13 protein-coding genes are annotated in these 14,569 nt (G+C 69.7%); 2 read left to right on the plus strand and 11 right to left on the minus strand.

Annotation, left to right across the window (positions count from 1 at the left end):
- Window positions 1-196: 196 nt before the first annotated feature.
- Window positions 197-2,761, minus strand: coding sequence for an ATP-dependent Clp protease ATP-binding subunit (locus tag ACZ7CF_RS12520; protein ID WP_360385242.1), 2,565 nt, complete (start codon window positions 2,759-2,761; stop codon window positions 197-199).
- A 318-nt stretch (window positions 2,762-3,079) separates the two neighbouring features.
- On the opposite strand from ACZ7CF_RS12520, the gene ACZ7CF_RS12525 reads away from it, so the two are divergent.
- On the plus strand, window positions 3,080-3,874 hold the full coding sequence (locus ACZ7CF_RS12525) for a (2Fe-2S)-binding protein (protein ID WP_360385240.1): 795 nt from the start codon (window positions 3,080-3,082) through the stop codon (window positions 3,872-3,874).
- Between the two features lie 58 nt (window positions 3,875-3,932).
- Here the strand turns inward: ACZ7CF_RS12525 and ACZ7CF_RS12530 are convergent, their stop codons facing one another.
- From ACZ7CF_RS12530 to lysS, 5 genes are all read right to left on the minus strand, one after another.
- The gene (locus tag ACZ7CF_RS12530) at window positions 3,933-4,730 is read right to left on the minus strand and encodes an ABC transporter ATP-binding protein (protein WP_360385238.1); all 798 of its coding nucleotides are present in this window, start codon (window positions 4,728-4,730) and stop codon (window positions 3,933-3,935) included.
- Window positions 4,727-5,779 (minus strand): FecCD family ABC transporter permease, encoded by a 1,053-nt coding sequence (locus ACZ7CF_RS12535; protein WP_470369605.1) that lies wholly within the window; start codon window positions 5,777-5,779, stop codon window positions 4,727-4,729. The genes ACZ7CF_RS12530 and ACZ7CF_RS12535 overlap by 4 nt, the downstream gene beginning before the upstream one ends.
- Entirely contained in the window at window positions 5,776-6,768 is a 993-nt protein-coding gene (locus ACZ7CF_RS12540) for a FecCD family ABC transporter permease (RefSeq protein ID WP_360385234.1), read from the minus strand. Before ACZ7CF_RS12540 ends, ACZ7CF_RS12535 begins: the two co-directional genes overlap by 4 nt.
- Before the next feature lie 333 nt (window positions 6,769-7,101).
- Window positions 7,102-7,455 (minus strand): histone-like nucleoid-structuring protein Lsr2, encoded by a 354-nt coding sequence (locus ACZ7CF_RS12545; protein ID WP_360385232.1) that lies wholly within the window; start codon window positions 7,453-7,455, stop codon window positions 7,102-7,104.
- A gap of 112 nt (window positions 7,456-7,567) precedes the next feature.
- Complete coding sequence (lysS, locus tag ACZ7CF_RS12550) at window positions 7,568-9,022, minus strand: lysine--tRNA ligase (RefSeq protein ID WP_360386605.1); 1,455 nt, start codon at window positions 9,020-9,022, stop codon at window positions 7,568-7,570.
- 461 nt (window positions 9,023-9,483) lie between these two features.
- Here lysS and ACZ7CF_RS12555 point away from each other — a divergent pair, with 461 nt between their 5' ends.
- Window positions 9,484-10,236 (plus strand): class I SAM-dependent methyltransferase, encoded by a 753-nt coding sequence (locus tag ACZ7CF_RS12555; protein ID WP_458429632.1) that lies wholly within the window; start codon window positions 9,484-9,486, stop codon window positions 10,234-10,236.
- Here the strand turns inward: ACZ7CF_RS12555 and ACZ7CF_RS12560 are convergent.
- The 5 genes from ACZ7CF_RS12560 to ACZ7CF_RS12580 all read right to left on the minus strand — a co-directional run bounded on the left by ACZ7CF_RS12560 (window position 10,226) and on the right by ACZ7CF_RS12580 (window position 14,549).
- Complete coding sequence (locus tag ACZ7CF_RS12560) at window positions 10,226-11,017, minus strand: type III pantothenate kinase (protein WP_360385228.1); 792 nt, start codon at window positions 11,015-11,017, stop codon at window positions 10,226-10,228. The genes ACZ7CF_RS12555 and ACZ7CF_RS12560 overlap by 11 nt on opposite strands.
- Entirely contained in the window at window positions 11,017-11,505 is a 489-nt protein-coding gene (gene panD, locus ACZ7CF_RS12565; protein ID WP_360386602.1) for an aspartate 1-decarboxylase, read from the minus strand. Before panD ends, ACZ7CF_RS12560 begins: the two co-directional genes overlap by 1 nt.
- Window positions 11,506-11,515: 10 nt before the next feature.
- On the minus strand, window positions 11,516-12,406 hold the full coding sequence (panC, locus tag ACZ7CF_RS12570; RefSeq protein ID WP_458429633.1) for a pantoate--beta-alanine ligase: 891 nt from the start codon (window positions 12,404-12,406) through the stop codon (window positions 11,516-11,518).
- Window position 12,407: 1 nt separating this feature from the next.
- Window positions 12,408-13,298 (minus strand): Rossmann-like and DUF2520 domain-containing protein, encoded by an 891-nt coding sequence (locus ACZ7CF_RS12575; RefSeq protein WP_360385224.1) that lies wholly within the window; start codon window positions 13,296-13,298, stop codon window positions 12,408-12,410.
- Between the two features lie 102 nt (window positions 13,299-13,400).
- A complete protein-coding gene (locus ACZ7CF_RS12580) occupies window positions 13,401-14,549 on the minus strand; it encodes a PrsW family intramembrane metalloprotease (protein WP_360385222.1) in 1,149 nt (382 codons plus the stop codon).
- Window positions 14,550-14,569 lie beyond the last annotated feature (20 nt).

The following is a 14,569-nucleotide window of genomic DNA, read 5'->3' on the forward strand; positions in this document are numbered from 1 at the left end:
CACTGCCGTGACGCTCCTCAACACTCTCGGGTCAGCGGTGCTCAGCAGTCTGGCAGCGGCCGCACACCGAGGCGGCGAAACGGGCAAATCCACGCGGTCGAGTGACCGCGGCCACCGGCTCCGAACGCGAACCGGCCCCCAGGCGGTGTGCCTGGGGGCCGGTTCGGGTCGTGCCGGTCGTGCTAGTGGTGCTCGGTCACTCGTTCTCGGCGGCCGGCGCGTCCTGCTGCTCGGTGGCAGCGGCGGAGGCGGTCAGGTCGACCGGGGGCGAGTCCGGCACGCGGGTGGGCTTGGCCTCGCCGCGGAACACGAACTTCGCCTTGTCGTGCTGGTCCGACTCGCCGTCCCAGCCCTCGACGTCGGTGATGATGATCTGGCCCGGCTGGATCTCGCCGAACAGGATCTTCTCCGACAGGGTGTCCTCGATCTCGCGCTGGATCGTCCTGCGCAGCGGGCGGGCGCCCAGCACCGGGTCGAAGCCGCGCTTGGCCAGCAGGGACTTGGCCCTGTCGGTCAGCTCGATCGCCATGTCCTTGTTCTTCAGCTGCGTCTCGACGCGGGCGATCATCAGGTCCACCATCTTGATGATCTCGTCCTGAGTCAGCTGGTGGAAGACGATGATGTCGTCGATGCGGTTGAGGAACTCGGGCCGGAAGTGCTTCTTCAGCTCGTCGTTGACCTTGTTCTTCATGCGCTCGTAGTTGGACGCGGTGTCCTGACCCGAGGTGAAGCCGAGGCCGACGGCCTTGCTGATGTCCGACGTGCCCAGGTTCGACGTGAAGATGATGACGGTGTTCTTGAAGTCCACCGTCCGGCCCTGACCGTCGGTCAGGCGGCCGTCCTCCAGCACCTGGAGCAGCGTGTTGTAGACCTCCTGGTGGGCCTTCTCGATCTCGTCGAAGAGCACGACGGAGAACGGCTTGCGGCGCACCTTCTCGGTGAGCTGGCCGCCCTCTTCGTAGCCGACGTAACCGGGAGGGGCACCGAAGAGCCGCGACGCGGTGTACCGGTCGTGGAACTCGCCCATGTCGATCTGGATGAGCGCGTCGTCCTCGCCGAACAGGAAGTTCGCGAGCGCCTTCGAGAGCTCGGTCTTACCGACACCGGACGGGCCGGCGAAGATGAACGAGCCGGAGGGGCGCTTCGGGTCCTTCAGGCCGGCGCGGGTGCGGCGGATCGCCTGCGACACGGCCTTGACCGCGTCGACCTGGCCGATGATCCGCTTGTGCAGCTCGTCCTCCATGCGGAGCAGACGCGTGGTCTCCTCCTCGGTGAGCTTGAACACCGGGATGCCGGTCCAGTTGGCGAGGACCTCGGCAATCTGCTCGTCGTCGACCTCCGCGACGACGTCCAGGTCACCGTCCTTCCACTGCTTCTCCCGCTCGGCCTTCTGGCCCAGGAGCTGCTTCTCCGCGTCCCGCAGCTTGGCGGCGCGCTCGAAGTCCTGCGCGTCGATCGCGGACTCCTTGTCGCGACGCACGTCCGCGATCTTCTCGTCGAACTCGCGCAGGTCCGGCGGCGCGGTCATCCGGCGGATGCGCATGCGGGCGCCCGCCTCGTCGATGAGGTCGATCGCCTTGTCCGGCAGGAACCGGTCGTTGATGTACCGGTCGGCCAGCGTGGCGGCGGCGACGAGCGCGGAGTCGGTGATGGAGACGCGGTGGTGCGCCTCGTACCGGTCGCGCAGGCCCTTGAGGATCTCGATGGTGTGCTCGAGCGACGGCTCGCCCACCTGGATCGGCTGGAAGCGGCGCTCCAGCGCGGGGTCCTTCTCGACGTGCTTGCGGTACTCGTCGAGCGTGGTGGCACCGATCGTCTGCAGCTCACCGCGGGCCAGCATCGGCTTGAGGATGCTCGCCGCGTCGATCGCGCCCTCGGCGGCACCCGCGCCGACGAGCGTGTGGATCTCGTCGATGAACAGGATGATGTCGCCGCGCGTGCGAATCTCCTTGAGGACCTTCTTCAGGCGCTCTTCGAAGTCACCGCGGTAGCGCGAGCCCGCGACCAGCGAGCCGAGGTCGAGCGTGTAGAGCTGCTTGTCCTTGAGCGTCTCGGGCACCTCGCCCTTGACGACCATCTGCGCCAGGCCCTCGACGACGGCCGTCTTGCCGACGCCGGGCTCGCCGATGAGGACCGGGTTGTTCTTGGTGCGGCGGGACAGCACCTGCATGACCCGCTCGATCTCCTTGGTGCGCCCGATCACCGGGTCGAGCTTGCCCTCACGGGCCGAAGCCGTGAGGTTGCGCCCGAACTGGTCGAGGACCAGGGACGACGACGGGGTGCCCTCGCCGCGGCCAGGGGCCTCCGACGAGCCCTTCTCCGTCGAGTAGCCGGACAGCAGCTGCAGCACCTGCTGCCGCACCCTGTTGAGGTCGGCGCCCAGCTTCACGAGGACCTGCGCAGCAACGCCCTCGCCCTCGCGGATCAGGCCGAGCAGGATGTGCTCGGTGCCGATGTAGTTGTGTCCGAGCTGCAGCGCCTCGCGCAGCGACAGCTCCAGGACCTTCTTCGCGCGTGGGGTGAAGGGGATGTGTCCACTCGGGGCCTGCTGGCCCTGGCCGATGATCTCCTCGACCTGCTGGCGGACGCCCTCCAGCGCGATCCCCAACGACTCGAGCGCCTTGGCGGCGACACCTTCACCCTCGTGGATCAGACCCAGGAGGATGTGCTCGGTGCCGATGTAGTTGTGGTTGAGCATCCGTGCCTCTTCTTGGGCAAGGACAACCACCCGCCTCGCGCGGTCGGTGAACCTTTCGAACATTCGCACTCCCTGACTGCTGCGTCGGCGGTCCTCGGCTCCACCGATCTACCCTGGTGAGCGCGGCACCGTGGCTCCACTGTAGTGGGCGGTACCGAGGCCTGTGGTTCCCGTCAGCGGACAGTCGCGTCCGTGGAACTCTGACATCAGCATCAACGCAGGTCGGGCCCAGCGGATTCCACAGATCGGGCGATGTCCGCTGAGCGCGAACAACCCCCCGTTGAGCGACGCTGCTGTGACCGGGCCCACCTCAGGGGGCGCGATCGGGTACCTTTTAGGTAAGGTTAGGCAAGCCTCATTCGCTGAGATTGGACTTGCGCGTTGACCGTACCTGCGAGGGTCTCACAGCAGAACCCGCGTGCGTTCACGCCACTGGCCGAATCCGTCGCCCGCCTGGACGTGGGAACCGAGATCCGCTTCGGAGTCCCCCCGTCGGACTGGACGATCTGCTCGGAGCTGGTGGCCGAGCCGTCGCGCTTCGACCTCTGGCGCAAGGACCTCGCCGAGTGGATGGTCGAGCAGCACGGCGAGTCGGACGACCGCGCGACCGCCGGCTACGTGATGGGCTGGTACCTGCACGTCCCCGCCTACCTCGCGAGCCTGCTCTTCCACACCGTCCGCCGCATCCCGTCCCTCAAGCCCGCGGACGTCGCGTTCCGGATCGCCCAGGAGGGCCGCCCGCACCCCGACGGCATCGCCCTGCTCTCCGACGAGTTCGCCTGCCTGCCCGACGACCCGGCCTCGAACCACCCGGCCGCGACCGTCGTGGCGAACGAGGCGGCACTCGCCGCCCTGTTCCGCGCCCGCTACGCCGCGCACGCCGCGCAGTTCGTGACCTCGTTCGGCCAGGTGGTCCGCTTCGGCCGCCGCACCCTGTGGGCGGCGGCGACGGACATGCTGGAGTACGGCCCCTGGGCCGCGGGCCGGGTGTGCGGCGACGAGACAGCGGGCGTCACCGACGCGGCCCTGCTCCTGCCGGAGAAGCTCGACCCGTTCATCTCCGCGTCGACGCTGCACCTGACGGACGAGGGCTGGAAGCGCCGCCGCCGTTCCTGCTGCTTCCACTACGTGCTGCCGGACGCCGAGCCGTGCACGGCCTGCCCGCGCACGAGCTGAGCTGAGCGCCGCCCCCACCCGATGGGCGGCGCTACGGCCTGAGGCACCGCCGCAGGCGCTACGGCAGGCGGTGACGTGACCCGACCGGCACCACCAGCGGCGTTCCGGCCACCGGGTCCTCGACGACCCGCGCGTCCAGCCCGAACACCTCCAGCAGCATCTCCTCGGTCAGCACCTCCGCGGGCGTTCCCTGCGCCACGATCCGCCCACCGCGCATGGCGACGACGTGGTCCGCGTACCGCGCCGCCAGGTTGAGATCGTGCAGCACCATCACGATGGTCCGCCCCATAGACGCGTGCAGCTCCTGCACGAGGTCGAGCACGTCGATCTGGTGCGCCAGGTCCAGGTACGTGGTGGGTTCGTCGAGCAGCAGCAGGTCCGTGCCCTGGGCGAGCGCCATCGAGATCCACGCCCGCTGCCGCTGGCCGCCGGACAACTCGTCCACGGTGCGGTCGGCCAGGTCGGAGATGCCGGTCATCTCCAGGGCCGCGTCGACGGCGGCCGCGTCGTCCGAGGACCACTGCCGGTACCAGGACTGGTGCGGGTGCCGGCCGCGGGCGACCAGGTCCGCGACGGTCAGGCCCTCGGGGGCGGACGGCGCCTGGGGCAGCATGCCGAGCACCCGCGCCACCTCGCGCGTGGGCATCGAGTCGATCGCCTTGCCGTCGAGCAGCACCGCGCCGGACCGGGCGGGCAGCAACCGGCCGAGTGCGCGCAGCAGCGTGGACTTGCCGCAGCCGTTCGGGCCGATCACGGCCGTCACGGTGCCGCCGAGCACCGCCAGGTCCAACGAGTCGACGACCAGCCGTTCGCCGTAACCGACCGACAGCGACGTGGCCTCAAGACGCACACTCATACCCGCGCCTCCCGGCGGCTCCGAACCAGCAGGTACATCAGATAGGGGGCGCCGAGCACCGCCGTCACGACGCCGACGGGCAGCTCGGTGCGGTAGATCGTGCGTGCGACCAGGTCGGAGAGCATGACCAGGGCGCCGCCGATGACGACCGAGCCGAACAACGGGGGCTGGGCGGTGCCGGCCAGGCGCAGGGCGATCTGGGGCGTGGCCAGCGCGACGAACGTGATCGGGCCCGCGGCGGCGGTGGCGACGGAGGCCAGGACGATCGCGACGACGATCAGGAACGAGCGGGCCGGGTTCACGCGGATGCCCAGGCCGCGGGTGGTCTCGTCGCCGAACTGCAGCGCGCCGAGGACGTGGCCGCCGACCAGGGCGACGGGGACCAGCACGGCCAGCGCCATCGCCACCGGGACGACGTGCTCCCAGCCGCGGCCGTTCAGCGAGCCGGTGATCCACACCATCGCGCGGCCGGCGTCCTGGACGTCGCCGACGGTCAGCAGGTAATGGGTGAAGTTGCCGGCCACGGCGGTGACGCCGATGCCGACGAGCACCATCCGGAAGCCCTCGATGCCCTTGCGCCACGCCAGCGCGTAGACGAGCAGGCCGGCGGTCAGGCCGCCGAGCAGGCCCGCCAGCGGCACGCCGATCGACGCGGCGCTGCCGGTCACCACGCCGAGCGAGCCGGCGAACGTGATCACCGAGACCGCGCCGGCACCCGCGCCCCAGGTGACGCCCAGGATGTCGGGTGAGGCCAGCGGGTTGCGCACGATCGCCTGGAAGATCGCGCCGGACAGGCCGAGCGCGGCGCCGACGAGCAGGCCGGTCAGCGCGCGGGGCATGCGCAGCTCGAAGACCACGAACTGGTCGCGGCGCGAGCCACCGCCCAGCAGGGTGTCCACGACCTGCGCGGCGGTCAGCGGGAAGTCGCCGATCATGATGTCGGCGACGAACAGAGCCGCCAGCACGACCAGGGAGCACGCCACCACCAGCAGTGGACGGCGGCGGAGCTTGAACGAGGTGGCCCCGACCCTCAGCGCGGTGGCGGTCAAATCTTCACCAGCCTCTTGCGGCGCACCAGGAAGATGAAGAACGGGGCGCCGAGCAGCGCCAGCACCACACCGACCTCCACCTCGGACGGACGGGCGACGACGCGGCCGACGACGTCGGCCACGAGGACCAGGACCGCGCCGAGCACCGCCGAGAACGGCAGGATCCAGCGGTAGTCCGGCCCGGTGAACGCACGCGCGATGTGCGGCACGACGAGTCCCACGAACCCGATGGGCCCGCACGCGGCGACGGCGGCGCCCACCAGCAGCGTGATCGCGAGGATGCCCAACGACCGGGTGCGGCTGACGTTCACGCCGAGCGACCGCGCCACGTCCTCACCGAGCGAGAGCGCGTTGAGCCCCGGCGCGTTGAACGCCGCCACGACCAGACCGGCCAGCAGGAACGGCAGCACCTGCGTCAGCACCGACAGGTCGCGGCCGGCGATCCCGCCGAGCTGCCAGAACCGGAACGCGTCGAGCGACTGCTGGTCGAGCAGCACGATCGCCGACACCAGACCGTTCATCAGCGCCGATACGGCGGCACCGGCCAACGCCAGCGTCACGGGCGATGGACCCGCACGCCCGGCCGAACCGAGCACGAAGACCAGCACGCTCGCGACCATCGCGCCGGCGAAGGCGAACCAGATGTAGCCGTACAGCGACGAGACGCCGAACAGGAAGATCGACAGCACCACGGCCAGCGCGGCGCCGTGCGTGACGCCGAGGATGCCGGGGTCCGCCAGCGGGTTGCGCGTGTGGCCCTGCATCAACGCGCCGCCGACGCCCAGCGCGATCCCGACGGCGATGCCGATCAGGGTGCGCGGGACGCGGAGCTCGCGGACGATCACGTCGTCCTCGACGCCGGTCGGTGTGAACAGCCCGTGCCACACGGCGGAGAGCGGGATGTCCTTCGAGCCGACCGCGATGCTCACCAGCGCCACGGCGACCAGCACGACCAGCAGGAAGAGCAGGCCCGACGACCTACGACCCAAGGCCCACCCTCCTGTACTCCTCAAGGAGAGGTAAGCCTAACCGAACCGACCAGGCGGTCGGCCGCGCAGTCCCGTTGCCCTCGTCACGCGGACGCACGCCCCGCAGAACACCCAGGCGAGAACAGCGGAACAACGGCCGTCGGACGATCGAGGAAGAATATTCCACGGAAACGTTCTCGGCTCATCCGAACGTGAACCGAGAAAGTCGTTTGGACAGCACCGGTTCCCGGACGGGTCACCCCAGTGTCCCCCGGAAGTAGTTGAGTGGTCACTCAAATAGCACGAAGGGGTTCCGGGAATGCGCCCCGGAACCCCTTCGTGCTTTACCGAATTTCAGCCCTGCTGGTGGTAGGCGTCGAGCACCTCGGCCGGGATGCGACCCCGGTCCGACACCTTCATGCCCTGCTTGCGGGCCCACTCGCGAATGGCCTGGTTCTGCTCGCGGTCAGCCGATGCCGGACGCGCCTTCACGCTCGCCGGACGGCCAGGTCCAGTGCCGGTGCGCTTGCGACCACCCGCGCGGCGGGCACCCGCCACGTAGTCGGACAAGGCGTCCCGCAGTTTGCCCGCATTGCCCGAGGAAAGGTCGATCGTGTAGCTGACACCGTCCAGCCCGAACTCGACGGTCTCCTCCGCAGTGGAGCCGTCCAGGTCGTCGACGAGGGTCACCGTGACCTTCTGCGCCATGCGTATCCTCCTGGACCCCGAATGCGCGGTCACCCGCACGCCAACTAATGCCCTGCGGACGCAGGTTAGCGCACAGGTGCCGCATTGCACCTATCGACTCGCGAAAAGTTACTCATTCAGGGCGAACGAGCGGGAACAAGATGGTCTCTCGGATACCCAGCCCGGTCAGTGCCATCAGCAGCCGATCGATCCCCATTCCGACACCACCACTCGGTGGCATTCCGTACTCCAGTGATCGCAGAAAGTCTTCGTCGACCGGCATGGCCTCGTTGTCGCCGGCCGCGGCAAGGCGGGCCTGCGCTTCGAGGCGTTCCCGCTCGATCACCGGGTCCACCAGTTCGGAGTAACCGGTGCCGAGTTCGAATCCGCGGACGTAGAGGTCCCACTTTTCGGCGACACCCGGCTTGGTGCGGTGCTGCCTGGTCAGCGGCGACGTCTCCACCGGGTAGTCGCGCACGAACGTGGGCAGGTAGAGCGAGTCGCACACCAGGTGCTCCCACAGCTCCTCGACCAGCTTGCCGTGCCCGAACTTCGGGTTGACCTCCAGCTCGTGGCGGTCACAAAGCTTGCGGAGCACCTCGGCCGGCGTCTCGGGGGTGATTTCCTCACCGACGGCTTCGGACAACGACTCGTAGATGCTGATCGTCCGCCATTCGCCTGACAGGTCGTACTCCGTGCCGTCGGCGAGGGTGACAATCTGCGAGCCCGTCACCGCTTCCGCGGCTTCCTGGATCAGCTCGCGGGTCAGCACGGCGTTCGTGTCGTAGGTCGCGTAAGCCTCGTAGTACTCCAGCATCGAGAACTCGGGCGAATGAGACGAGTCGACACCCTCGTTGCGGAAGTTGCGGTTGATCTCGAAGACCTTCTCGATCCCGCCGACCACGCAGCGCTTCAAGTACAGCTCCGGCGCGATGCGCAGGAACAGGTCGATGTCGAGCGCGTTCGAGTGCGTGATGAACGGACGCGCCGACGCACCGCCCTGCAGCGTCTGCAACATCGGCGTCTCGACTTCGAGGAAACCGCGCCGGTGGAACGACTCCCGCAAGGAACGGACGACGTTCGCGCGGGTCCGAACGGTGTCACGCGCGAGGGGCCGCAGGATCAGGTCGACGTAACGCTGGCGAATGCGGGTTTCCTCGCCGAGTTCCTTGTGCGCGACCGGGAGCGGGCGCAACGACTTCGACGTCAGCTGCCACGCGTCGGCCATCACGGAAAGCTCACCGCGGCGCGAGCTGATGACCTCGCCGTGCACGAAAACGTGGTCGCCGAGGTCGACGTCGCTCTTCCACTCGGAAAGCGCTTCTTCACCCACACCGGCGAGGCTCAGCATCGCCTGCAGTTCGGTGCCGTCACCTTCCCTCAGGGTGGCGAAGCACAGCTTTCCGGTGTTGCGCAGGAACATCACCCGGCCGGTCACACCGACGACCTGACCGGTCTGCGTGTCGGGCTCCAGTTCCGGGTGCGTCTCGCGAATCTCGCGCAACGTGTGCGTGCGCCCGACTTCGACCGGATACGGCTCCTTGCCGGAAGCGAGCAGCCGCGCACGCTTCTCCCGGCGCACGCGCATCTGCTCGGGCAGGTCTTCTTCGCTGGTCACGGGGTTTTGCTTCGGCTGCTCACTCACGCCGAGAAGGGTACGGAAGGGCGGGAGGTCAGGGCGAACCGGATACCCGTTGCACCAGCTCGCCACCGATCCCGAGATCGACGAGGAACCGACGCGCGAGCTCTGCCCCCACGGGGAATGCAACCGCAGAGGCCTCACCCCCACGTCTCTGCTCGCTGAGCCGCGCTTTCCGCATCCCGGAACCTGAGAAGTGCACGCGGGGAGCTTTCGTGCGCTCTGAGGGTACGCAGGGCCGCCGCGTGACCGGAAAGGGGAACGCAGGACTCCCGCGTGCCTGTGAGGGGAACGCGGGACTCCCGCGTGACCAGCGAGGAGCGCGAGAGGGCGGCGTGCGGCGGGATGGCGTGACGCGGGGAACCCGACCGGACCATTTCGGACACCGGGCCGGTCACTAAGTTGGACGGATGGATCTACACGCGAGGCGAGCTGACTCGTTCGGCGCGCAGGCGGAGGCCTACGCCGAACACCGGCCGGACTACCCCTTGGCGGCGATCCGGTGGGCTCTGGAGCCGCTGGCACAGGACAGGCGCCTGGACGTCCTGGACCTGGCCGCCGGCACCGGCAAGCTCACCGCGGGACTGGTCGCGGAGGGCCACTGCGTCACCGCGGTCGAGCCCAACGAGCAGATGCTGTCGGAACTCGTGCGCCGGGTGCACGACGTGCGCGCGTTGCCCGGCCATGCCGAGCACATCCCGGTGCCGGACCAGACGGTCGACGCGGTGCTGGTCGGGACCGCGTTCCACTGGTTCGACCACGCGAAGGCGATGCCGGAGATCGCCCGCGTGCTGCGGCCCGGCGGTGTGGTGGCGGCGATGTGGAACGAGCCGGACACGTCGGTCGAGTGGGTGGCGGAGTTCGAGCGGGTGTCGGCGAACAGCATCGAGATGAACCGGCAGGACCCCACGGGCCTCCTGGCCCACCCGTTGTTCGGCACGCCTGAGCGGCAGGTGTTCCAGCACGCGCAGCACCGGGACTCACCGGAGGCGCTCATCGCCACCGTGAACACCCATTCGCGGATGCTGGTCGTCAGCGCCGAGGAACGCGAAGCGGTCAACGAGAAGATGCTCGCGTTCCTGCGTTCGCGGCCGGAGACGTCGAACGGGCCGTTCGACGTCCCCATGCTCACGGACGTGACACGGATGGTCGTCAGCGGCTGACGAGGTTGCGCTCGAACACCAGGCGCAGCCCCAGCAGGGTCAGGTCGGGCACGTGGTGCGCGATCGTCGAGGACTCCGCCACGACCAGCGGGGCCAGGCCACCGGTCGCGATCACCGTGACCGGGCCGGGGTCGGTCTGCTGGAGCTCCTGGGTGATCAGCCGCACCAGTCCGTCGACCTGGCCGACGAACCCGTAGACGATGCCGGACTGCAGGCACTCCACGGTGTTCTTGCCGATGACGTTGCGCGGGCGGACCAGCTCCACCTTGCGGAGCTGGGCCGCGCGCGCGGCGAGGGCGTCGACGGAGATCTCGATGCCGGGCGCCAGCGCGCCGCCCAGGAACTCGCCGCGCGAGGAGATCACGTCGAGGTTCGTGGACGTGCCGAAGTCGACCACGACGCACGAGGTCGCGTAGAGGTGGTGCGCGGCCAGCGTGTTGATCACGCGGTCGGAGCCGACCTCCTTCGGGTTGTCCACGAGCAGCGGCACGCCGGTCTTCACGCCCGGCTCCACCAGCACCTTCGGCACGGTGTCGTAGTAGCGGCCGAGCATCACCCGCAGCTCGCGCAGCACCGCGGGCACGGTGGACAGCGCGGAGATGCCGGTGATCTTGTCGGCGTACTCGCCGAGCAGGCCGCGCATGGTCAGCGCGAGCTCGTCGGCGGTCATGCGGGCGTCGGTGCGCATCCGCCAGTCGCGCACGAGCGGCGCGGAGTCGCCCACGCCGTCGTAGAGACCGAGCACGATGTTGGTGTTGCCGACGTCGATGGCGAGCAGCACTAGGAGATCTCCTGCTTCAGGTTCTCGGCCTGGATCAACGCGTCCAGCGCGGTCGCCTCAACGGTCTCAGATGACGGGGCGCTCGTGGAGCCGTTCACCAGTCCGGAGCCCTCGGGGGCGTGCGCCGGGTCGGTGCCGAGGTCCACGACCTTGTTGTCCGCGTCCACGAACACGACGCGCGGCTTGTAGGTGCGGGACTCGGCGTCGTCCATCTGCCCGTAGGCGATGAGGATGACGATGTCACCGGGGTGCACCAGGTGCGCGGCGGCACCGTTGATGCCCAGCACGCCCGTGCCGCGCTCACCGGGGATGACGTAGGTCTCCAGGCGCGCGCCGTTGGTGACGTCGACGATCGCGACCTGTTCGCCGGCGAGCAGGTCGGCGGCCTCCATCAGGTCCTCGTCGACCGTCACCGAACCCACGTAGTGCAGGTCGGCCTGCGTCACCGTGGCGCGGTGGATCTTGGACTTCAGCATCGTGCGGAACATGGCCATCCCCCTACTCGTCGCCTTCGCCGAGCAACACCGCGATGTTGTCGATCAGGCGGGTGGTGCCGACGCGGGCCGCCACGAGCAGCCGCGCGTCGCCGTTCTCCGGCGCGGGACCGAGGTCGGCCCCGCGCAGCTCCAGGTAGTCGAGCTCGACCTCCGGCACCTGCGCCAGCACGTCGTGCGCGGCCTTGAGCACGGCGTCCGCGCCCTGCGCCGACACGTGCGCGCCCGCGGTCAGGGCGGCCGACAGCGTCACGGCGTGCTGGCGCTGCTCGGGGCTCAGGTAGGCGTTGCGCGACGACAGGGCGAGACCGTCGTGCTCGCGCACCGTCGGCACGCCGACGACGTCGAGCGGGAAGTTCAGGTCGCGCGCCATCTTGTGGATCAGCTGGAGCTGCTGGTAGTCCTTCTGCCCGAACACCGCGTACGTGGGCTGCACGATGTTGAACAGCTTCCCGACGACCGTGAGCACGCCCGCGAAGTGGCCGGGCCGCACGGCGCCTTCCAGCTCGTCGCCGAGCGGACCGGGGTGCACGGTGACCTGGGCACCTTCTGGGTACATGTCCTCGACGGACGGCGCGAAGACCAGCCCGACCCGCTCCGCGCGGCAGATGTCCACGTCGGACTCGAACTGCCGCGGGTACTTGTCGAGGTCCTCGTTCGCGCCGAACTGCAGCGGGTTCACGAAGATCGACACCACGACCACCGTGTTCTGCATGACCTGGGCCTCGCGGATCAGCTGCCGGTGCCCGGCGTGCAAGGCGCCCATGGTGGGCACCAGTGCCACGTTGCGTCCGGCGTTGCGCAGCGCGCGCACGACCCGGTTCAGCCGTGCGGGGTCGCGGTGCACCGTGACGTCGTCGGGGCGGAAGTCGTCCTTGGTCAGGGGCTTGGTCACGTCAGTCCTCGAGAGTGGTGCGAACGTCGTCGGCCGCGTCGGGCTTGAGCAGCCCGGAGCGTTCGGCCCGCTCGGCGGTGCGCCGGGCGAGCACGCGGTAGCTGGGCAGGGTGTCGGGTGCCTGCTCGGCCAGCACGGTGAGGTGCTTGCGCAAGGTACCCGTGTCGCCGCGGGCGACCGGACCGGTGAGGGCCCGGTCGCCGTGGCGCAGCGAGTTGTCGAGCGCGGCCGACAGCAACGGCCCGAGCAGGCGCTCGGCGTTGGCGACGCCCGCGTTGGTGAGCAGGTCCGCGGCGTCGCGGACCAGCGTGATCAGGTGGTTCGCGCCGTGGGCCAGCGCGGCGTGGTAGAGCGGGCGGACGGCCTCCGGCACGCGCACCGGTTCGGCGTCCATCTCCACGACCAGCGCCTCGCCGACGCTCCACGCCACCTCGTCGCCGTCCGCGGCGGTCACGCCGACGCACGCCGAGCTCATCCGCTGGAGGTCCTCCGACCGGCCGGTGAAGGTCATGACGGGGTGCAGCGCGAGCGTCAGCGCGCCCAGCTCGGCGGCGGGTTCGAGCACGGCCACGCCCTGGGCACCGCTGGTGTGCACGACGATCTGCCCCGCGCGCAACGAGCCCGTGGCGACCAGTCCGCGCACCAGGCCGGCCAGCTCGTCGTCCGGGACGGCCAGCAGCACCAGGTCGGCGCGCTGGGCGACCTCGGTGGGGTCGGCGATGGCGACGCCGGGCAGCAGCTCCTCCGCGCGGGCGAGGGAGGCCCGGGAGACGGCGGCCGCGCCGACGACCACGTGACCGGTCCTGGCCAGCGCGGCGCCCAGCACCGAGCCGACCCGGCCGGCCGAGATGACGCCGACGGCGAGCCTGGCCGGACGAGGGGTCGCGTCCATGCGACTAACTCCTTCTGACGTTCCAGTCCCGGTTCGGGTACCAGACGACGCCGCCGAGGGTAATCCCGCACGTCCCGGCGCGTGGCCGGGCGGTGACCGGACTCACCCGCGGGCGGCGGACCTGGCCGCGTGCAGCGTGTCGAGCAGCACGCCGTGCCGGCTCTCGGCGCTCTGTCCGGCGGTGCCCTGCTCGATGCGGTGCCGCAGGAACGCCAGCTCCGTGACGGCCACCTGGTAGTTCCGCACGGACCTGGCCGCGGCGTCACCGGACTTGCGCTTGACCGCCCGCAGCCAGTTCCTGCGGCCGTTGAGGCTCGCCAGCAACGCGACCTCGCTGTTCGCGATCCACCGGTTCTGCGCCATCGCCGCGAGCTGGCCCGCCACGATCCGCTGCTCCCGGCGGCGCTGCCACACGACGATCGCGACCGCGCCCGCGAACAGCGGCACCATGACCAGGAAGTACAGGTTGATGAACGCCGACCCGGTCTCGACCTTGGTCATCGCGTTCCAGCCCGCGTGCAGGCCGACCGCGGCCAGGTACCCGGCGATCGGCGCGACGACGCGGGTCGCGGCCCTGCTGGAGCTCGCCGCGATGCCGACGCCGATGCCGGTCATCGACGTGAACAGCGGGTGCGCGAACGGCGAGAGCACGCCGCGCAGCAGGAACAGCGCGACCACACCGCCCTCCAGGTCGCCGAAGCCCTGCTGGGCGAAGATCCGGCCGAAGTACCAGATGTTCTCGGTGAACGCGAAGCCCGCCGCAGTGATGCCCGCGTAGACCATGCCGTCGACGACGCCGTCGAACTCGTGCCTGCGCCGCAGGTAGACGGCGATCAGGAAGGCCGCCTTGGTCGCCTCCTCCACCACCGGCGCGCCGATGAGCAGCGTGAAGTCGCCGCCTCCGCCGTGGGTGAGGATGTCGCCGACCACGCGCGAGGTCTGGTTGAACACCAGCGAGCTGATCGTCGCGCCGCACGCGCCCCAGAAGAACGCGAAGAGCAGCATCTTCGCCGGTTCCGGCTCCCACCGGTCGATCCACAGGAACGCGCTGACCACGAACGCGACCGGGATCAGCGCGGCGGCGGCACCGACGAGGATCGGCTCCAGCCCGATGCTCGTCGACCCGAGCGCGAACAGCACGAGACCCGCCGCGGCCAGGGCGATCAGCCCGACGACGGGGAACAGGACGGTCCAGCGGCGCTGTTCGATGCGCTTGCGGCCCGGCGTCGGCGAGAGGTCGGCGTCGTTCACGAGAAATGACCTTAGATGCA

It is taken from the genome of Lentzea sp. NPDC036955 (assembly GCF_055608005.1).

Bases quoted from the DNA above. Each gene is read 5' to 3' on its own strand.
- ACZ7CF_RS12545 (WP_360385232.1), bottom strand. From the start codon at position 7,455: ATGGCGCAGAAGGTCACGGTGACCCTCGTCGACGACCTGGACGGCTCC.
- ACZ7CF_RS12530 (WP_360385238.1), bottom strand. From the start codon at position 4,730: ATGAGTGTGCGTCTTGAGGCCACGTCGCTGTCGGTCGGTTACGGCGAA.
- panD (WP_360386602.1), bottom strand. From the start codon at position 11,505: ATGTTCCGCACGATGCTGAAGTCCAAGATCCACCGCGCCACGGTGACG.
- ACZ7CF_RS12555 (WP_458429632.1), top strand. From the start codon at position 9,484: ATGGATCTACACGCGAGGCGAGCTGACTCGTTCGGCGCGCAGGCGGAG.
- lysS (WP_360386605.1), bottom strand. From the start codon at position 9,022: ATGCGCGTGCGCCGGGAGAAGCGTGCGCGGCTGCTCGCTTCCGGCAAG.
- ACZ7CF_RS12520 (WP_360385242.1), bottom strand. From the start codon at position 2,761: ATGTTCGAAAGGTTCACCGACCGCGCGAGGCGGGTGGTTGTCCTTGCC.
- ACZ7CF_RS12575 (WP_360385224.1), bottom strand. From the start codon at position 13,298: ATGGACGCGACCCCTCGTCCGGCCAGGCTCGCCGTCGGCGTCATCTCG.